Source organism: Arthrobacter sulfonylureivorans (assembly GCF_047607445.1).
GTDB classification, from domain to species: Bacteria; Actinomycetota; Actinomycetes; order Actinomycetales; family Micrococcaceae; genus Crystallibacter; species Crystallibacter sulfonylureivorans_A.
Genome location: NZ_JBLKRT010000021.1, coordinates 54,303 through 73,529, shown reverse-complemented (window position 1 = coordinate 73,529; position 19,227 = coordinate 54,303). Strand labels below are relative to the sequence as shown.

The 19,227-nt window shown below is 61.8% G+C and carries 17 protein-coding genes; 6 read left to right on the top strand and 11 right to left on the bottom strand.

Going from position 1 to position 19,227, the window contains the following annotated elements; genetic code table 11:
• Positions 1 to 197, top strand: a 197-nt coding sequence (locus ACMX2H_RS11615) for a hypothetical protein (RefSeq protein WP_414960646.1), incomplete at its 5' end; no start/stop codon positions are given.
• 467 nt (positions 198 to 664) lie between these two features.
• Here the strand turns inward: ACMX2H_RS11615 and ACMX2H_RS11610 are convergent.
• The 7 genes from ACMX2H_RS11610 to ACMX2H_RS11580 all read right to left on the bottom strand — a co-directional run bounded on the left by ACMX2H_RS11610 (position 665) and on the right by ACMX2H_RS11580 (position 9,157).
• Positions 665 to 1,645: a GmrSD restriction endonuclease domain-containing protein gene (locus ACMX2H_RS11610; protein ID WP_414960645.1), complete on the bottom strand. Its 981-nt coding sequence runs from the start codon at positions 1,643 to 1,645 to the stop codon at positions 665 to 667.
• Positions 1,646 to 1,760: 115 nt separating this feature from the next.
• Positions 1,761 to 3,311, bottom strand: coding sequence for a hypothetical protein (locus ACMX2H_RS11605; protein WP_414960644.1), 1,551 nt, complete (start codon positions 3,309 to 3,311; stop codon positions 1,761 to 1,763).
• Between the two features lie 400 nt (positions 3,312 to 3,711).
• Positions 3,712 to 4,902: an NAD(P)/FAD-dependent oxidoreductase gene (locus tag ACMX2H_RS11600; protein WP_414960643.1), complete on the bottom strand. Its 1,191-nt coding sequence runs from the start codon at positions 4,900 to 4,902 to the stop codon at positions 3,712 to 3,714.
• 326 nt (positions 4,903 to 5,228) lie between these two features.
• Entirely contained in the window at positions 5,229 to 6,659 is a 1,431-nt protein-coding gene (locus ACMX2H_RS11595; RefSeq protein WP_414960642.1) for a TRAP transporter large permease, read from the bottom strand.
• The gene (locus tag ACMX2H_RS11590; RefSeq protein WP_414960641.1) at positions 6,649 to 7,185 is read right to left on the bottom strand and encodes a TRAP transporter small permease; all 537 of its coding nucleotides are present in this window, start codon (positions 7,183 to 7,185) and stop codon (positions 6,649 to 6,651) included. The genes ACMX2H_RS11595 and ACMX2H_RS11590 overlap by 11 nt, the downstream gene beginning before the upstream one ends.
• Before the next feature lie 2 nt (positions 7,186 to 7,187).
• The gene (gene dctP / locus ACMX2H_RS11585; protein WP_414960640.1) at positions 7,188 to 8,309 is read right to left on the bottom strand and encodes a TRAP transporter substrate-binding protein DctP; all 1,122 of its coding nucleotides are present in this window, start codon (positions 8,307 to 8,309) and stop codon (positions 7,188 to 7,190) included.
• Positions 8,310 to 8,401: 92 nt separating this feature from the next.
• Positions 8,402 to 9,157: a GntR family transcriptional regulator gene (locus ACMX2H_RS11580; RefSeq protein ID WP_414960639.1), complete on the bottom strand. Its 756-nt coding sequence runs from the start codon at positions 9,155 to 9,157 to the stop codon at positions 8,402 to 8,404.
• A gap of 126 nt (positions 9,158 to 9,283) precedes the next feature.
• Between ACMX2H_RS11580 and ACMX2H_RS11575 the strand changes: the two genes are divergently transcribed.
• The 5 genes from ACMX2H_RS11575 to ACMX2H_RS11555 all read left to right on the top strand — a co-directional run bounded on the left by ACMX2H_RS11575 (position 9,284) and on the right by ACMX2H_RS11555 (position 15,065).
• Complete coding sequence (locus tag ACMX2H_RS11575; RefSeq protein ID WP_414960638.1) at positions 9,284 to 10,093, top strand: SDR family NAD(P)-dependent oxidoreductase; 810 nt, start codon at positions 9,284 to 9,286, stop codon at positions 10,091 to 10,093.
• A gap of 30 nt (positions 10,094 to 10,123) precedes the next feature.
• Positions 10,124 to 10,978 carry an isocitrate lyase/PEP mutase family protein gene (locus ACMX2H_RS11570; RefSeq protein WP_414960637.1) on the top strand — a complete coding sequence of 285 codons (855 nt, stop codon included), beginning with the start codon at positions 10,124 to 10,126 and terminating at the stop codon, positions 10,976 to 10,978.
• Positions 10,979 to 11,112: 134 nt separating this feature from the next.
• Positions 11,113 to 12,993: a bifunctional sugar phosphate isomerase/epimerase/4-hydroxyphenylpyruvate dioxygenase family protein gene (locus ACMX2H_RS11565; protein ID WP_414960636.1), complete on the top strand. Its 1,881-nt coding sequence runs from the start codon at positions 11,113 to 11,115 to the stop codon at positions 12,991 to 12,993.
• A 219-nt stretch (positions 12,994 to 13,212) separates the two neighbouring features.
• A complete protein-coding gene (locus ACMX2H_RS11560) occupies positions 13,213 to 13,848 on the top strand; it encodes a helix-turn-helix domain-containing protein (RefSeq protein WP_414960635.1) in 636 nt (211 codons plus the stop codon).
• Positions 13,848 to 15,065 carry a tyrosine-type recombinase/integrase gene (locus ACMX2H_RS11555; RefSeq protein ID WP_414960634.1) on the top strand — a complete coding sequence of 406 codons (1,218 nt, stop codon included), beginning with the start codon at positions 13,848 to 13,850 and terminating at the stop codon, positions 15,063 to 15,065. The genes ACMX2H_RS11560 and ACMX2H_RS11555 overlap by 1 nt, the downstream gene beginning before the upstream one ends.
• A 159-nt stretch (positions 15,066 to 15,224) precedes the next feature.
• On the opposite strand, the gene ACMX2H_RS11550 is transcribed toward ACMX2H_RS11555, so the two are convergent.
• From ACMX2H_RS11550 to ACMX2H_RS11535, 4 genes are all read right to left on the bottom strand, one after another.
• The gene (locus tag ACMX2H_RS11550) at positions 15,225 to 15,443 is read right to left on the bottom strand and encodes a hypothetical protein (protein WP_414960633.1); all 219 of its coding nucleotides are present in this window, start codon (positions 15,441 to 15,443) and stop codon (positions 15,225 to 15,227) included.
• A gap of 111 nt (positions 15,444 to 15,554) precedes the next feature.
• Positions 15,555 to 16,154 (bottom strand): DUF305 domain-containing protein, encoded by a 600-nt coding sequence (locus ACMX2H_RS11545; protein ID WP_414960632.1) that lies wholly within the window; start codon positions 16,152 to 16,154, stop codon positions 15,555 to 15,557.
• A gap of 875 nt (positions 16,155 to 17,029) precedes the next feature.
• A complete protein-coding gene (locus ACMX2H_RS11540; RefSeq protein ID WP_414960631.1) occupies positions 17,030 to 17,452 on the bottom strand; it encodes a four-helix bundle copper-binding protein in 423 nt (140 codons plus the stop codon).
• A 288-nt stretch (positions 17,453 to 17,740) separates the two neighbouring features.
• Positions 17,741 to 19,171, bottom strand: coding sequence for an ABC transporter substrate-binding protein (locus ACMX2H_RS11535; RefSeq protein WP_414960630.1), 1,431 nt, complete (start codon positions 19,169 to 19,171; stop codon positions 17,741 to 17,743).
• Between the last annotated feature and the right edge of the window lie 56 nt (positions 19,172 to 19,227).

The following is a 19,227-nucleotide window of genomic DNA, read 5'->3' as shown; positions in this document are numbered from 1 at the left end:
ACGAAGCACCGGCTGAAGAGGCACCCGCCGACGAAGCACCGGCAGTTGGCTGGAAGGCTGTGAAGGCCGAGGCGGATGCTAAGTGGAAGACCGCCAAGGCCCTGGGCCACGCTGACTGGAAGGAAGTCAAGGCCGACGGCAAGGCTGACTGGAAGGCTGCTAAGGCCGCCGAGAAGGTCGGCCTGCTCGGCAACTGATCTCGCTCTTTCCGCCAGGGGCGGCCTCCCAGCCAGGGAGGCCGCCTCTTGCCGTGTCATTCCGGCTTTTTATAGGCGGGGAGGCCAAGGGTGACGATCTAGGATGAGGCAGAGGGCAAGGGGAAGCGAGGTGCACAGACTTGGGTAAGGTATCGAACTCGGCGGCATCCGCTATTGGGTTCCTGATGATTGTCGTAGGTCTGACCTGTGCCTTTTTCTCTTGGCTCGGTTTCGGTGGAATCAGTGAGGCCAACGACGGTATCCGGCCCTCTCCGGTCCGGATCGGTGTCACCCTTGGAATGTTAGGACTAGCGGCCCTGGGACTGGCATTGATGTTGGCCTTTAGCCTGCGAGCGCTCTGGCTGACGATTCGCAACCGGAAGGACGGATGACGTCTCCCGAAGGTCTGGCGGCTATCCCGAGATCAGGCGTAGAAGTCGGGCGTTGCTCCTCATTTACCCGGCCTGTCAGGACTCACAGCCGACTCCATCGCCGTCGCGATCGAATTTCTTGTCCCAGCCCGGGTCACCGGACTTGATGGGTGCCGCACCAGCCTTCTTTACCGCGGTGCAGTTTGAGTAGTAGACCTTGCCACCGGCCGGGACCTGCGCGGGCGCTTCCTTGACCGGGACCGGTTTGGGCTCTGTCGCCGGGGCCTGAGCTGCGGCGGCCGGCATGGCCACTCCCCCGTCGGCTGGCACCGGCTGGTCCGGGCACGAGCTGGTGAGGACGTTCTTGATCGCCTCCCGCTCCGCCTTGGTCATCCACAGTCCGTATTTGGCTTTCACCGCGGTCTGCAGCGCCACATACTCGCAGCGGAACGCTTTGTTCGGCGGCAGCCAAGTCGCAGCGTCGCCGTCGGATTTGGCCCCGTTGGTGGGACCGTCGACGGCCAAGAGGTTCAACGGGTCGTTGGCGAACGCTTCACGCTGGTTCGGGGCCAACTGCTGGGCACCCTTCTGCCATCCGTCAGAGAGGGCGACGACGTGGTCGATCTGCACAGCGCTGCTGGTGGTATTGCCACGGACGAACTCGATGGTCGTCGCAGTGAACGGATCGGCCAGCACCCCTGAGGTCACTACGCAGCCGCCTGCCTTGAGCACGGCGTGGTCCAGGTCCCGTTGCAGGACGTCGTTGCGCGCATCGCACCCGTTACGATCAGGATCCTTCCAACCCTTGCCGAACTGGTCCCGGGAGTACCCGGTCTTCGGCGCCCGGCCCTTCACGTCGATGGTGGCTAGCTGCTCCAGCGCCGTGCCGGCGGCGGGTCCCCGATCAGCTTTAGGTTCGGGCGCCGCGGACTTCGCTTGGCCGCCGGGCTGCGGAACCACCGGCGATGGGGTGGCAGGGGCTGATTCGGTGACGACGGGGGCTTCAAGAACCGGGGCGCTGCAGGCAGTCAGCCCAGTCAGCAGCACGGCGGCGAGGGCAAGGCGGATGCGTTTCATGTCCCTTCATATGTACGGCAACTCCAGGCCGCCGTACTGGCGGACACACCGTTGTGCCGCCCACATGCGAAGACCCTCAACTCAGGGACAGACGTCAGCCGGCTTGCATCTGCGGCTATGAACCGATTTTCAGACCGTTCCAGCCGCCGATTCCGACAGTGACGCGCTTCTGGATCTTCTTTGCGGAGACCGGGTAGAAGTGCAGGTTGCCTTTCTTGTCGCGGGCCAGGATTCCTGGCTGGCCCGTGACCAGGTGTCCTTCCGCCGCGGACAGGTGCGTCATGGCGTTCCAGTTCGAACGGCTGACTACTTTGCGGGTCTCTTTGATGAGCCGGCCGTTGCCGTTGGAGCGATAGAGCTTCAGCTGCCCGGCAGCATTGCGGGCGACCAGGTCCATCTTGGTGTCGCCATCGAAGTCCATGGCCATTACGTGCTGGCTCTTCCATTTGCCGGAGCTGAGCAGCTTCCGCGGCTCTGGCTTGGCGCCCTCATTGTTGGCGTACGAGTACAGCTTGCCGTCGCGGTTCTTGGCAATGATGCTGGGGAACTTGTCCGTGGTCTTCCATTGGGTGACGAGAATGGTGTTGCGATGCCATCCGCTGGTGCCCAGCGTGGAGCGTTTGAAGCCACCGTTCTTGAGCCCATAGTCGACGGTAAGCCGACCATCCTTCCAGTTGGCGATCAGGTCTTGGATGCCGTCGCCGTTCCAGTCGGCGATCTCGACGGCCAGCGATGTTCCCCAGCCGGCGGAAACGTAGCGGCGCTTGTTCAGGTCCCTGCCCCTGGCTGACGGGTAGATGTACAGCTTGCCGGCGGAATCCACCGCGACTACATCCCCTAGTTTGGCCTTGGGCGGGGCGAGGGCAGCCGGCATGGCTTTCAAGTCGTTGGCCAGCAGTTTCGGCATGTTGTAGGTGTAATGCGTGACACCCGGGAGGACGGTCATCTTCGTGCTGGTGAACCCGAGGGCCTTGTATTTTTTCTGTGCCCGCTTGGCAGTGTCCAAGGCAGACCAGGTCTTCAGACTGGTGCCGCCCTTGCCGTCGCGGCTGCCGCTGATCCAGTGTAGCTTCAGTTTCTTCACGGCAGCGGTGGGTGCCGTCTGCATGCCGTCGTATCCGCCGCCGCCCACGATGGTGGCCCCGCCGCCCTTGATCCATTCCTGGCGATCCGCGAGGAGTTCATAGGTGATGAATTCGGCGCCGCCAGAGTAACCGTGAAGCCAGATGCGCCGGGAATCGAGTTTGTATTTGGCGATCAGGCTCGTCGCCAATGAGCGGAACCAGTCCCCGTTACGGTCGGCGTTCTCCCACCAAGTGATGCCGCCCTTTTTGTCTGGGGTGATGACGGGGACCATGATCATGTTCTTCTTGGCGGCCTCAGCCGCCATCTTCCTCATGACGGAGCCCTTGGGGTGGTGGACGTATGACTGGTCCGGGCGGGAGTAGTCCCCGTGGAAGACGAACAGGACCCCGACGGCCTTCCTCGTATCGATGCCGTCGGCGTAGACATGGTACTGGCTGCTGAGACCGTTGGGGGCGGTATAGCTCTGGTAGGTCGCGCTCAGCGGTGCCGCGGCCTGGGCCGGGGTGCTGACAACGAGCGATGACGCGAGCAGGGACGACCCGAGGGCTGCTCCGAGGAGTGCGCGGATGAGGGACTTCATCAGACTGGATCCGTTCGTCGTGCTCCCGACTGCGGAAATGCGGTCACGGGTGCTAACGGATGCAATCGGCTGTCAGGACGGACGTGTAAGGGAATCTCCGGAAAACGTCACACGGCCCCGCTTGCAGGGCGGGGCCGTGTCCGGCATGGGATGGGTGCGGCGGCAGCATCCCTGGTCATGCACGAGCGACCAAGGGCGTCAGCGCCGGATATCAGGACAGCAAAAAGCCCCTACCTGCTGCCTTTCTCAAGGAAGTAGGGGCCCTTGTTGTCGTGGAGCTAGGGGAATCGGACCACCGCTGGCCTTTTCATTGAACTGCCTGACTCGAAAAAGCCGACCAGAACCGCTCCGTCCTATCGGCTCGGTCAGGCCGGCCGTATCCCGCGTCGCTGCGAAATATTCAGGCGCGTCCCTTAAGGATCAGATGCCAGTAGATCTGCGGGAAGATCCACCGGTCCATCACCCACTGCCAGCGCCGCTCCTTGGCCATCTTCAGGACGGGGTAGCTTGGCTTGGGGCGGTATTGGTCGTCAAACTCAGCAAAAAACGCGGTGTGCCGGCTTAGCGTGAACGGGCAGACTGAGTAGCCGTTGTAACGCGTGTCCGGCGCGCGCCCGGCCAGCACAGCGGTGAGGTTCTTTGCCAGTACCTTGGTCTGCTTGCGGAGGGCCCCGCCGGACTTGGAGTTCCGTGTCCCGGCGGCGTCGCCGAGGGACCAGACGTTGGGAAATCGCGGATGGCGCAGAATCTCTGGATCCACTTCGACAAAGCCGCCGCTGCTCTCGCTCGGCGGCAGGGAAGTGGCTTTCAACCAGTCCGGCGCCGACTGCGGCGGAACCGCGTGCAGCAGGTCGTACCGAACCTCTTGATCCCCCGAGGAGGCGTGCAGCACCAATGTCTGTGCCTCGGGGTTGACCGAGGCTACGGTAGTGGAGGTCCATAGCGTGATCCCGTACTCGTTGATCTTGCGCTCCAGTTCCTTGTCCACATCCGGCATCCCGAAGACGGTGGGCGTGGGCACCACCATGTGCACCTTGATGTCCTGAAGCACGCCCTGTTCGCGCCAGTAGTCGCAGGCCATGTAGGCAATTTTTTGGGCGGCACCTGCGCACTTCGCGGGTCCTGGCGGCTGAGTGAATACGGCAGTGCCGGCGCGCAGCCCTCGCACCAGGTCCCAGGTCTTGGGGGCAAGCTCGGCGTCGTAGTTGGACGAGCCGTGCGGCGAGGCTACCGCCTCGGCCAGTCCGGGAATGGCGTCCCAGTCCAACTGCAGGCCCGGGCAGACCACCAAGTGCTCGTAACCAACGCGATCGCCACCGTCCAGGACGACGACGCTCTCCTCCTGCCGCACGTCGGTCACGGCGCCGCGGATCCAGTGAACCCCCTGCGGCATGACCTTCGCCTGGGGACGGACCGCTTCGGCCATCCGTGCAGCCCCCGCTCCTATGTGGGAGAACAACGGTTGAAAGTAGTGCTGGTCCCGGGGTTCGACGATTGCGATATCCTCAACTTTCCACCGTCGAAGCCGCGCAGCCAGCGAGATGCCGGCATTGCCGCCGCCGACAACCACTATCTGATGGTGCTTGTCCATGTTTCGGCCTTCCGTCATTGGCGCCCGCGCCCCAGCCGCTCCCGCATGCCCAGTCCACAACCACCGGGGCCTTCCGTCAAGGCAGCAGCGAGCCAGAACCGGGTCACGAACCGTCAACGGCCTCGCACTCCAAATGCAGCTGTTGACGCAGGATGGGAAGTGGGCCGTTACGTCAGCGGATGCGCGGCCAACCGCGGTTGTGGGGCTGACGTGCTAAGGCAGGCAGCGTTATCGGTCGGGTTCCGGGACCCAATACGATTCATATGACGGATGGCAGGAAATGTGCTTCCCGCCATCCGTCAAGTGTTTGCGTGATTCGCTGGTGGTTAGCCCTTGCCTGCCGATTCGAGCAGGTTCGGGAGCCAGAGTGTGATTTCCGGGAAGAAGAGCAGGATGACCACTAGTACAGCTTCGCAGAGCAGGAACGGTGCAACGCCGCGGAAGACACGTTCGAGTGAGATTCCGGTGGCTCCTGCGATAACGAAGCAGTTCATGCCCACTGGGGGTGTCAAGAGTCCGATTTCGACGAGCTTGACGAGGAGGATGGCGAACCAGACTCCGTCGAAGCCGAGTTCGATGACTGTGGGATACACGATGGGAACCACAATGACGACTACTGCGAGCGAGTCCAGGAACATTCCAAGCGGCACGATCATCAGCAGGACAAGTGCCACTATGAGCAGCGGCGGCACGTCGAGACCTGCGAAGAACCGGGAGACGTTATTAGGTACTCGTGCGGAGACAAGGAAGTAGGCGAAGATGCCCGCGCCGACCAGCACGGCGAAAGACATGCTCGTCACTGATGCGGTTTCGGTCAGCCCATCACGGATCCTGCGCACGATTCCTCGTACACCGGTTTTATAGTGCTCCACGACGACCGCGAGTGTGGCGACAACGGCGGCGACGCCGGCGGATTCGGACAGCGTGGTGGTTCCGGTGAAGATTCCGAGCATCACGGTTGCCAGGATGGCGCCGAGCCAGAGAATGCTTCGGATCTCCGAGAAGATCGACGTTCCGGGCGCGGAAGTTGTAGACTTCACAATCGTTACCGTCGCGGTATCTGTACCGCCTGAGTCCACTCGGGCTGTTCCGGCGTTGTTTTCGTGGGGTTGATCCGCACTTACCCGCCCCGCGACGTCCGCAGCCAGACCATTCTTCTTGATGAGAATGAGGGCGGTGACGATATAGGCGGCGGCCGAAAGGATTCCGGGGACGATCCCTGCGCTAAACAGAGCCGCGATTGATTCGCCGCTCATGATCGAATACATGATCATGATGATGCTGGGTGGGATCAGAATACCGAGCGTGGCGCCGATGGCCACGATGCCGGTAGCCAGCTCGGCTTTGTAGCCGTGGCGGATCATCTGGTGTACAGAAATCTTGCCGAGCGTGGCTGCGGTGGCAACGCTCGACCCCGAGACAGCGGCGAAGCCGCCGCAGGCGCCAATGGTGGCGACAGCGAGTCCGCCCTTGAAACGGCCGGCAACGCGGTTGATGACGTTGTATATCCGCTCGGGTATATGTGCCTGGGTGGCCATTGCCCCGAGCAGGATGTACAGCGGGATGACCAGCAGGGAGAATTTAGCTGTTGACTCGAACGGCACGTTGCCCAGGACGCTGTTGGCGACCTTGAACGAGTGCAAAAGGACGACGCCAACGGCGCCGGACATGCCGAGGGCGAACGCGACGGGCGTTTCGACAGCCAGCAGCAGGAAGAAGAGCGCCAGGATCAGGACAACGATTAGTTCAGCCGACATGGGAGGCGGCTCCTTCCTTCGTCGAAGCTTCAGGCAGTTCTCGTCCGCGGGTCGTGGTGAGGCCTTTCACGAGCATGACGATGGCCAGGAAGCTGACGCCGAGCGCAATGAATGATCGGGAGGGCCAGATCGGGAAGCTCAAAAGTCCGGTACGGAATTCGCCGGTTTCGAAGGACTCGATGGCGCGCTGAACCAGTTCCCACCCCATCCAGGCCAAGAACACTGCGCAGAGCAGCAGGGAAATTCCGCGTAGCCGGTTAGCGACGGCGGAGGTTAGACGGTCGGTCAGGAGCGTGACTCTTACATGAGTTGCGTTGACTTCGGCCTGGGAGAAGCCAAGGAAGACGACCATGACGAGGCCCAGTTCGGCGATTTCGAACAGTCCTCGGATGGACTCCCCTGTTGCTCCGCGCAGGACGACTTCGGCGGTTACGAGGAGGGCGAGGCCGCCGCAGAGGACTGCGGCGGCTAACCCTAGTATTTTTGCCGCAGGGCGAACCGCCCTGCTCCACAGAAGGCTAAGCATGGTTATTTGCCAATGCCCTTGTCGAGGCAGTACTGGACGGGGCTGATGTAGGAGCTGTCCGCTTCGGCGGCGCTGTAGATGTCCAGGTACTGGTCGTAGAACGCGTCGACGTCAGCGGCTCCGGCATTCTTGGCTTCAGTTTTCCATCCCTCGAGCAGGTTGGTGCCGACGGCGTCTGCCCACTTCTGGCTTTCGGTCTCGGACCAGGTGCTGAGTGTGACGCCCTGTTCGTCGGCCTTGGCGCAGGTGGCGTCGTAAATACTAGTGAGGAATTCGCCCTCCAGACCGCCCCAAACCTCATCGCTGGCCTCGGTCATGATGGTCTGGATGTCTTCGGGCAGAGACTGCCAGACTTCATCGTTGATGATGGCCATTACGTTGATGAAGGACCCGGAGTTGGTGTCGGTCATGTGTCCGGTGACTTCTCCGAGGTTCCATTCGGTCAGGGCCGAGTCCAGACCGGTGGAGGACCAGGCATCGATGACACCGTTGTCGATGGATTCATAGATCTCACTGACCGGGATTGCGGAAGGGTTCGCTTTCGCGATTTCCAGGGCAGTGAGCATGCGCGCGGTGCCCCGGACGGAGAGGCCTTCCAGATCGCTGTAGGCGGTGGCCGATTCCTTGGTGCCCAGGATCGAGGTGGAGACCGGGGCGAAGTACAGCGGGTGGACCCCTTGGGTCTCGAACTCGGCGCGGTAGGCTTCATTTGCGTCGTAGAGTTCGTTGGCCGCGGCGGTCTGAGCAATGGGGTCTTGTGCCACGAAGGGCACAGTGACGACGTTGGCGAGCGGGAACTCCGCGGGGTGGAAGGCCGGGGAGGTGTAGGCGATGTCGGCTCGCCCGTCCTTGGCGCAGGCCAGACCGTCCGTGGTGGCGCAGAGCGAGCCCATGTAGAAGGGTTCGATCTCAACCCGTCCGTCGGACTTTTCTTCCACAATTTCGATCCATCGGTCCATTGCCATGCTGTAGTAACCGGTCGGGGTGGTGTAGGAGGTCCAAGTCAGGTCGAAAGTCTCTTGGCCCTGGGCGTTCGCTCCCCCGGAGCAAGCGGTTAGGGCCAGTGCTGCAGTGGCCAGCACGCCTGCGGCAGCGGCTTTCTTGGTCGACATCGGTGTCTTCACGTGGTTCACCTTTCATTGGTGCGATTGTGGGCATGGCTAAGGCGCCACCGGGTCCCAGACCGGCGGGCCTGCGCAGAGGAATGCTCTGCTTGTTATGGCACCGGAACAGTCCCGGTTTCGGCTTGTGTCCCGTTGACCAGGACGCGCCGGAGATAGTCGATGCGGGTTTCTTCACCCAGCTGGCGCTGCTGCGCCAGAGCGTTCGTGTAGTTTTCCCGCGTCCGCAGGATGTGAGCCCTAAGCAATTCCTTCAACTGCTCGCCGTCGCCGTCTACGAAGATGTCCCTGATCATTTGGTGTTCCCGAAAGGAGCGCGATGGCTCGTGTTCCGAGTTGGAGGCCAGATGAGTGCGCAGTGCCGCTACCTGCGCAAGGTTCAGTTCGTAGGTCGAAACAAGGTAGCGGTTATCACAGTGAGCATAAAAGGACTCATGAAAGCGTGTGTCAGCTGCGCCGTATGACTTCGTATCGCCGGCATTGACGCATCGAGACATCGACTCCACAATTTCGGAAAGACGCTTGGCCACAGATTCGCGGTGACGGGCATATGCCAGTTCGGCCGCGCTGGATTCAATCGTGAAACGGAATTCCGTAAGTTCCACGATCTGATCCAACGTGGGCTGGAAGACCCGCGTTGCGGACTTCGGAACAATATCGACTAGACCCTGTATTTCAAGCTTGCGCAAAGCCTCTCGAACAGGCGTGCGACTAACGCCGAACGTTTCCGCCAGGGTGTCTTCCGACAACGTCTCACCCAGACCGATGGCGCCCTCAACGATAGCTTCCTTCAAAGTCCTGGCGATTTTGTCGCCAATGGACTCGGCTTTGCGGCTTAGGGATGCAGTCACCGCTCTGCCTCCTAACTTTCAAGCTGCCGTTGTGACGTGCTTGTTCGACTAATATGACGTGATCTTGGATACAAGATAGTTCGAATCTAGTATTTTGGGAAGTACATACAGAGAGGCGCGTCACAAATGGAAGATTTTCAAGGCACCACCGTTGCTATCACGGGGTCGGGGCAGGGCATCGGACGGGCTATGGCTCTTCGGCTCGCCGAACGCGGGGCAAACCTCATCATCAGCGACATCAACGAGGACAACGCCTCGGCAGTCGCGGACGAGATTCGTTCTGCCGGGGGGACCGCGGCCAGCTTGAGAGCAGACGTCACGCAAGCCGATGACTGTGAAACCATGGTCAAGACAGCCGTCCATGCATTCGGACGTCTGGACGCGATGGTGTGCAATGCGGGCATCGTCCAGGTTAAGCCGTTCCTGGACATCACCGCCGCCGACTGGGATGCCATGTTCGCGGTCAACGTCAAGGGCGCATTCTTGACCATGCAGGCTGCCGCACGTCAGATGCTCACTCAGGAGCCCATGGGTGAATCCAGGCCCAAGGGAAAGATCATTTCAATGGCCTCGATTGCCGGGCGCTACGCCGCGGGCCCGATGGCCCCGATCATCCCGCACTACCGGGCAAGCAAGGCCTCGATCATCAGCATGACTCACAGCGCCTCATTCACCTTCGCGCCGCACATCACGGTCAACGCCATCTGCCCCGGCCTAGTCGAGACGGACATGTGGAAGACCATCGATGCGCAATGGTCAGCCGTTGAAGGCTGGGAGACCGGTACGGCATGGAAAACGCGCACCTCTGCCGTACCGCTCGGACGCCCCCAGAACAGCAGCGACGTGGTCGGCCTCGCCGAGTACCTCCTCTCCCCCGCATCCGACTACATGACCGGCCAGTCGATCAACATCGACGGCGGCCTCACCATGGGCTGAAGCCCGCACTTCCATCAGGAGAACAAAGCTATGTCTCAAGCAACACTCCTCCGAGCCCTGCTCGCGGAACCGGCACCAGTCAGGGCACCCGGAGCACCCGACCCGCTGACCGCCAAGCTCGTCCAACGCGCAGGCTTCCCCGCCGTTTACATGACGGGCTTCGGAGCCACCGCGACACGCCTGGGCACACCCGACCTAGGACTGCTCACACAAACCGAAATGTCCGACCATGCCCGCAATATGAGCCGTGCCGTTGACATCCCCGTCATCGCCGATGCCGACAACGGCTACGGCGGCCCGTCCAACATCGAACGGACCGTCCACGAGTATCTCCAAGCCGGCATCGCAGCACTCCACCTCGAGGACCAGGCCAGCCCAAAGCGCTGCGGACAGCTGGCGGGAATCAAACTCATCGATGCCGACGAGAGCGCCAGGCGCATCGCATGCGCTGCACAGGCCAGAGGCAGCGCTGACCTTGTCATCATCGGGCGCACCGATGCGCTTGGCGTTGACGGGATGGACGCAGCCATCAAGCGCGCGGAGACATATCTGGAACACGGCGCCGACCTCGCCTTCGTCGACGGTGTTAAAAGGATCAGGGACGTCGAAGAGATCTCCCGCAGGATACAGGGCCCCAAAGTCTTGTCCATTGTTGTCGGTAACGAAACCGACGCCTTGACCGCACAAGACATCCATGACCTCGGTTTTTCGCTGGTCTTTTACTCCCTCAACACCCTCTTCGCTTCCATCGCAGCATCCAAGGCAACGCTTGACTCACTGTATGCAGGAGTGGGTGACAGCAGCCTGCCGGCAATCACCTACTCCGAGTTCTCAGAAATCGCCGGGCTCAGCCACCACCAAGAGCTCGACCACAGGTTCGCGTAACGGAACTGCCGGACTGCCGAGCAGGCCGAAAACCTGGCCCTGCCTCGGCACTCCGCACGCTCCTGTAACCGGTCGCCGCACTCCTCGGCCTAGAAGACATAACCCAAGAATTCCCCCTTCGAAAGGTCATGCCCTTGCGTACCTCCATCGCCACCGTCTGCCTCAGCGGAACCCTGGAAGAAAAGATGCACGCCTGCGCCAACGCGGGCTTCGACGGCATCGAGATCTTCGAACAGGACCTGTTGGTCTCCCCCTGCAGCCCGGGCGAAATCCGTTCCCTGGCGGCGGAGCTGGGACTCTCCCTGGATCTCTACCAGCCGTTCCGGGACTTCGAAGGCGTCACCGAGGAGCTGCTGGCCGACAACCTGTACCGTGCCGAGGCAAAGTTCCGCCTGATGAACGAGCTGGGCATGGACCTGATGCTGTTGTGCAGCAACGTGGCCACGGCCATTCATGACGACGACGACCTGGCCGCCGCCCAGCTCCGCCAGCTCGGCGACCTGGCCGCGGGCTACGGGATCCGGATCGCCTACGAAGCCCTGGCGTGGGGAAGATTCGTCAACGACTTCGAACATGCCATGCGCATTGTCGATTTGGCCGCTCACCCGAACATCGGCACCTGCCTGGACAGCTTCCACATCCTGTCCCGCGGCTGGGACCCGGCCGCGATCGAGAAAATCCCGGCCGAGAAAATCTTCTTCGTCCAGCTGGCCGACGCACCCGAGCTCAGCATGGACATCCTGTCCTGGAGCAGGCACTACCGGGTCTTCCCGGGCGAGGGCGCATGGGAACTCGACAAGTTCATGGGCCACCTGGTCCGCAGCGGCTACAACGGGCCGGTCTCGCTGGAGATCTTCAACGACGTGTTCCGGCAGGCCGACGAGGAACGCACCGCCGTCGACGCCATGCGGTCATTGATTTGGCTGGAAGAACAGACCTCCGTCCATCTGCAGGAGACCGACGGACCGGACGCCACGTATGTGATGGAGCTGGCGACGCTGCCCCAGGTCGCCGAACCAACGGGCTTCAATTTCGCCGAAGTGAAAGCGGAGGACACCGAACAGGTCCAGCAGTTGCTGCGGCAACTGGGTTTCGCCTTCCGCGGCCGGCACCGCACCAAGCCGGTGCAGCTATGGACCCAGGGCCGGGCCCGGATCATCGTCAACGAACAACAGGCCCGCGGACTGGAACCGACCATTGCCGCGCTGGCCTTCGACGTCGAAGATCCGCTGATTGCCGCTTCCCGGGCGCTCCAGCTCAAGGCGGAGGCAGTTCCGCGGCAGAGCCAAGCCAATGAAGCAGTCCTGCAGGCGGTCAAGGCTCCGGACTCCACCGAGGTTTTTCTGTGTGAAGCAACCGAGGACGGCACTGCCGCCTGGACGGAAGAATTCGTCAGCGACGACGCCGCAGGGCCGGGCCAGGAGCTGATCACGCGCATCGACCACGTCAACCTGGCGCAGCCATGGCAGCACTTCGACGAGAGCGTGCTTTTCTACGAGAGCACCCTCTCGCTCGCTCCGCGCCCCTCTACCGAGGTGCCCAGCCCCGTCGGCCTGGTGCGCAGCCAGGTCATGCGCACCGACGACGGCCAGGTCCGCCTGGCGCTGAACATCGCACCGCTGGTGATGGAGCGGCCGGGCCCATCGGCGGCGTCCGCCTACCCGCAGCACATCGCCTTCGCCTGCTCGGACGTGATGACGCTGGCCCGCAATGCGGTGGCCGGCGGACTGGAGTTCCTGAAGATTCCGGCGAACTACTACGCCGACCTGCAGGCGCGCTTCCGCTTGGAACCGGAGTACCTGGCCGCGCTGCAGGAACTGAACCTGCTCTACGACCGCGATGAAGCAGGCGAGTTCGTCCATTTCTACACGGCAACCGTCGGCAGCGTCTTCTTCGAGGTCGTCGAACGCCGCCACGGATATGACGGCTACGGTGCACCGAATGCCCCGGTACGACTTGCGGCACAGTACGAGCTAGCCAAACGTATTAGAGGTACGCGGCTACCCTCACTTTGATCTTGGCGGGGAACTCTGGAAGGGCACCTTCAGGGAACTTCACCGCCGAAACCTGAGACGTCGCTTGTCCGCGCACCTGCTTCGGCGGCCGGCGAGCGGAGAGGTTCTTCGCAGTACCTGAGTCTGTTTGCCGAGCGCCCAGTCTACGTGGAGTTCCGTAGAGTCAAGCGGGGACATCCGCGATTTGAGCACCGAGTCAACACGTTGTGGAGCTCTGAAATGGTGAAACGCTCGGAGCGGCTACATGCTGGCCCCGACAACGGGCAAGCCCGTTTGAGGAAGGCCATACTGCGCTCTATATTGGCACCACGACGACAAGCGCACGCTAGCCTCGACGACGCCCTCATCACTGCCAAAGTGTGTCGAAAGTGTCTTATTTGGGAGCCGGGACCAAGAAGTCCCGCGTCTCTAGTGGAGCTTAGGGGAATCGAACCCCTGACCTTTTCATTGCGAACGGTGGTTAACGCCGGTTCACTCCCATCCACTAAATGCCGCTCTGACAAGGCCGAACGCCGATCCTGCCCACCAGATGGTTCAGGACCATTCACTCGGTTTAACGGCCAAAGTGTGTGGCAAAGTGTGTGGCCGCGAGAAACCGACGCCCGCGGCGCCTCTACCGGGCATAGGCCCTACATGACCGATAACGCAAACATCACAACGCCGGCGCAGGCAAAGTTCATGACCCGCGCGGAGGCGGCGGACTACATACATCGATCCCCGGGCACTCTCGCGAATTGGGCCTACCGCCGCAGGGGACCCGCCTTCTATCGGTTAGAAGACGGGCAGACGCTTTACGCGGTAACCGACTTGGACGCATGGTTCAAAGCCCAGCGGGTCGAACCGAGGGCCGCATAGTGGCGAACCAGCCCATACCGGGCGGGACCTGGGGCCGCATCTCAACCAAGAAGCAGCCAGACGGGATCTGGCGGGCCAACGCGCGGTACAAATCGAAAGCCGGGAAAATTCTGCAGCGTGAACGCTTCGGTTCAACATCGCGAAAAGCTGAGAACGCACTATTGGAACTCTTTCTCGAGATGCGGGAGAAAGACGACGCGCCTCTGGGCGCCGACTCCCTGTTCTCGACTGTCGTCGAGGAGTGGATAGCGTATGCCGAGGCTGGCGGGGCAAGCCTTCGCACCAGCACCGTGTACGAGTACGCTCGAATCGCGCGGCGGGACATCATCCCGGTCTTGGGCCACATGCCCCTGATTGACGTCAACGTCAAGGCGTGCGCCGATCACTTGCATGGCATCATCAAGGACGGCCGGGGCCATGCCAAAGCCGACCAGAACCGCTCCGTCCTGTCCAACATCCTGAAGTGGGCGGCCGGACGGGGACTTATCGCTGTCAATCCGGTCAGGCAAGTTGCGGCTCTACCTGGCCCGCGCAAGAAACCGGTGCAAATCATCGAGCGCGAGGACGTGCAGCCTCTCCTGCTCGCCGTCCGGCGGCATGCCGAGAGCCCGCCTGAGAAATCGGGCCCAAAACCGAATTTTGACATCGCTGACGGGCTTGAACTTTTCCTCGCCACAGGTGCGCGCATTTCCGAGTTGCTTGGCTTACGGTGGGAAGACCTCGTCATAGATGGGCCAGGGCCATACGCGCTGATTATTCGCGGCAAAGTTGGGTGGGAGCAAGGCAAAGGCATCGTCTGGCACGACTACACCAAAGCTTCCGACGAAGAGCGTCTGCTGCCTTTGGGAAGCACGGCCGCTGCCGCAATGCGATCACGGCGTGCCCGGGAAAACCGAGCGAACCCGCTTCAGGCAGTGTTCCCGTCCCGTAATGGCAGGTGGTTGCACCCAGCCAACTGGCGCCGGCGGTGGCGGACCGTCAGGGAGGAACTGGGGCTTGACTTCGAAATATCCGAGGACCTTGACCTCGCTGCCATCACTCCGCACACCTTTCGCAGGACCGTCGGAACGCATATTGCGGAAGGAGGCAGCCTCGAAGCAGCCGCCCGCCAATTGGGTCACGCACGAACTGCCACAACGGTTCAAGGCTATGTCAAGGCTCGGAGGGAAGCGCCCGATTCCACGGCCATTTTGGAGGGCATGATGTACAGACACTGATGGCAACTCCCCCAGGTCTGGCTCGGAGGAAGCGTACGGCATGCCGGAAGGACGTACCTGACATCGCCGTGTCCGCTGACACTTCAACGACGAGCGGTTCCACCAAGGTCAGCTCGGTTTCGCCTGCGTCGGCGTTGAACCGGTCCATGGTCGTCGATTTCACCCGGCCATGGGCGATCCCAGCATTTTCGCAGCCGCCGCCTTCAATGGCGCAGAACGCTCGACGATGCGCAGTTCGCCGTCGATCGGCAGGCCGGCGACGACGGCCTCGGGCCGGGTAATGGGATCGAGAACTGCAGCGCAGATAACGTCAACGGGGGTCTCGGTGTTTGATTTTCGGCCACTGTTGCTGCCCTCCCTCGTAGGGTTGGTCGGCACCCTTGATGTTCCCTGTCAAGTTCAACGTGTTGGACTAGATGATGCTGTCTTTGAGTACTGGACAGCCGTGGGACGAGTCGGCGTTTGCAGTACCGGCTTGCCGAGATGGGGTCAGTCGGAGGGGCATTGTCGTTCGGGCGCCTCCTGGTATTCAGGGACGGGGCGGGTGCCGGCCTCCTCAGAGGTAAGGGCAGCACCGTTGCGCTCGATGTCCTCGATCAGCCAGTCCATTTCGAGGATCTCCCGCCGCTGGGCCTCGCTGATGCTGGCGGCAAGCTCACAGACCCGTACGTCCTGGATCTGGGCGCGCTCGGATCGGGTGATGGCCAAGGAGTGGTGGGGAATCATCGCGCGCATATAGGCCGTGTCATTCACAGTAATCTGGCTGCGGTCCAGGAATGCACCTCCTGCGATGAGCAAAACGCTGACGGCGATCACGGCAATGTTCGCCTTGGTGTTCTTGTACATGTTGAGCATCCAGGCGAGCATGACGAGCCCCATGGTGCCGCCCATGGTGATCGCCATGAAGATCCTGCTCTGGCTGAAACGCACGTGGGACCATTCCCAGGAACCGATGAACATGACCCAGTACATGACGACCATCGCTGTCAGAATCATGGCCGTGAACCGCAGGTACATTTTCTTCGATCCCGAAGACTTCCCTTGGTTGCGGTGCTCTTCGCCGTCCCGCGCCTTGTCATTTATAGTCATCGAACTGCCCCTCGTCTTCTGCGCGCCAGGTAAGGCGCACCATGCCGTTATCGCGTGTCGTGTCTTGCTTATGTACCTGCGCTCTTTCCCTGACCTTTGCATGGTCCGCCCCGTCGGGTTCCGGAGCCGGAAGTCAGCGCCTCGCGGTCCTGCCAAGCATCTTTACCGCTCCTCCTGGGCAAGGCTGCCGCCCGGGAGACGCAACCGGCTCAGGCCGGGCGTCCCGGTGTCGGTAACACGCTGCCGGAAGGGCCGCAGTTAGCTATCGGACGGCAGCCGAAGGGAGGGCGGAGTGCCTCTGTCTGTCTGGGAGGTCCCAAGCAGACTGGTATGGCTGAAGGTTTATGTCCTGCTGACTCCGATGTCGATCAATGAGATGGTAGAGGGTTCAGGGGGTGAAGGCCCGCGTTGGCGGGAGGCTGCAGGGGGGTGAAATCGGAGGGCGTCCAAGCTCACCGGTCCCGGACCGGCTGTCCGATGCAGTGGCTCGCCGTAAGTCTTGTCCGCGGGGTCCGTGCAGCAGTGGTGGCCGCTGCCGCAGGGTGTGTCCACTGTCGAAGTGGCGGTGTGGCTGGCGGCAGCGACTGTTGAAGCGGGTAAATTCCCCTCAGAATCATGGGAGTGTTGGGCCGGAAGGCAGACCGTAGCAGCACCTGCTGCGAAGAGTACAGCGATGAGCAACGGCAGGACCCCGGACCGGGCCGGGAGCCCGGGCAACCACCGCGCAAGGAGCCGGAATGGTTTTGTCATGGTCCTTCCAGCCTTGCCGCGAAATCCTCGCCAACCTTCAGAAATTTGCATCTTTGGCAGCACCGGTAAGCCGAGGAGCGCCCCGTCCCTGTTCACAGGGAGGGCGATCGGCTCCCGGTCTGTTCCTATTCGGAGGCGCCGCGTCCGAGGGAGGACAGCAGTTCGTCGCAGGCTTTTTCGCAGCGGCGGCAGGCTTCTGCGCAGACCTGGCAGTGTTCGTGCATCTGGGCGTGCTGTTCGCATTCGTCGGCACAGGCTTTGCAGACTGTCCGGCAGGCCTCAAGGACGGACTTGGTGATGTTCGCGTCGTAGCCGGTGTGGCGGGAGAGGATATTGCCGGTCGTGGCACAGATGTCGGCGCAGTCCAGATTGGTGCGGATGCACTTGGTCAGGTCCGCAACCGTATCTTCCGAGAGGCAGGCGTCTGCGCAGGCGGTGCAGGTCTGGGCGCATTCGAAACAGGCGGCTATGCAATCCGCGAGTTTCTGGCGGTCCACTCCGCCCAGATCCTTCGGGTAGGTGTCGAGCATCGAGCTGATGTGCGTCATGATCCTGCTCCTGTTCATCGGGATGCAGGCCGACGGGGTGCCGGCCGCCACTTAAGCACAGTAGCCTTGCTATTGGATGCTGGCTACCGTCAGACCGGAAGTCAGCCTAGGTTTGACTTATACCCCCATAGGGTATAGATAGTGCGTTACCGGAAACCAGCGTCACGAGCCCGCTAAGGGCTTCAACGCAGTGAAGGTCCTCACCGCTGCGGCGGCGGAACATTATCCCCTTTGGGGCCTGGTGCTCCCGATTCCCGCGGCCATCAGAAATGAAGTGTGAGGAGAACATCATGAGCGTGCCCCTTGACCGGGAACTTCCATTGGCAACCGCACCCGCTTCCGGCTGCGCCTGCTGCGCGCCAGCCAGCCGACCCGGGAACGAAACCGCACGCCGGAACCCTGAGCAATTGCCCGAACAGCCGACCAAGACGGAGTACCGACCAGCGCGCCGAATTCCTTCTGCTTCATCCGTGTCTGCAGCTCGCCCATGTTCTGGGCCTCGTTGATCTTCAGTTTCACGCCGATCTTTTCGAGCTGGCCTGCGATGGCCTGGGCCTGCGTGCTGTTCAGGGTGTTGGCCACGTATCCGACATTGATGGTGAAACCGTCCGGGTAACCGGCGTCAGCTAGAAGTTTTTTGGCCTTTTCCGGGTCGTAAGGGTATTTTTCGTCATTTGCGGGGTCGTATCCGGTGAAGCCCTTGACCTGCAGCTGGGAGGTGGGGGTGCCGAAGTCTCCGAACAGGGCCTTCGTAACCAGTTCCCGGTCAATGCCATGGTTGATTGCCTGGCGGACCCTGACGTCGCCGAGCGGCTCATTGACTTCGCCGCTCCGGTCGGTGAAGACGAGCCCGGTCCACTGCACGGGGTCCGAAACGATCCTCGCGTCCTTGGGCAGGTTGTCCTTATTGGCATTACCGGTGATCGGGTCGCTGATCATGAGTTTCAGTTGCCCGGTCTTAAACGCCTGCACCGCTGAGTTCGAGTCCTCATAGACGCTGATGACAACCTTGTCCCAATGGATCTTGGCGGGATCGTAGTAGTTTTCATTGGGCAAGTACGTGTAAGTCTTGCCCGTGATGGTGGACTTTGTGTCCAAAACATAAGGCCCGGCGCCGTGGGTCTCGGTCCCCAGCACCTCCGGGTTGTCAACCGCCTTGGGACTGATCAGGTCACCGGCCAGCCAGTAGGTATTGAAGATGCTGACTACGTCCGGGTTGGCCTCTGAGAGTTTCACCGTGAACTGGTACTCACTGTCGACGGTGATGGACTCAAGGGAGGACAGGTTGACGGAAAATGGGCCCTTCTTCGCGACCCAGTACTCGATGGATTTCTTCGCTGCAGCCGCGTTCACGGCCTCGCCATCGCTGAACTTCGCGTCCTGCCGCAGGGTGAAAGTAACCGACTTGTTGTCGTCGGAAACGTCCCACGACTCGGCCAGGGCCGGCTCCAGTTCGCCCTCGGCATTCGTCCGGACCAACGGCTCGTAGGCCGGCTGCAGCATGGTGCCCAACCGACCGTTGCCGCTTAAACCTGGGTCCATGCTGATCGGCGCGCCGGTCGTGGAGACGGTAAGGACCTTGGGGTCCTTGACCGCCGGGGCAGCCTGGCTCGAGGCACCGGAGGAACCGCCGCACCCGGTCAGGGCGATCGCTGAGGCTGTCAGGGCCGCGACGACGACGGATGCCCTGCGGAGCGCTTGAGGAGTCAGTTTTTTCATTCTTCTCTTCTTTGAGTGGTTGATATGGAAACTGCTGTGTAGAGGGTTGAAGGGTT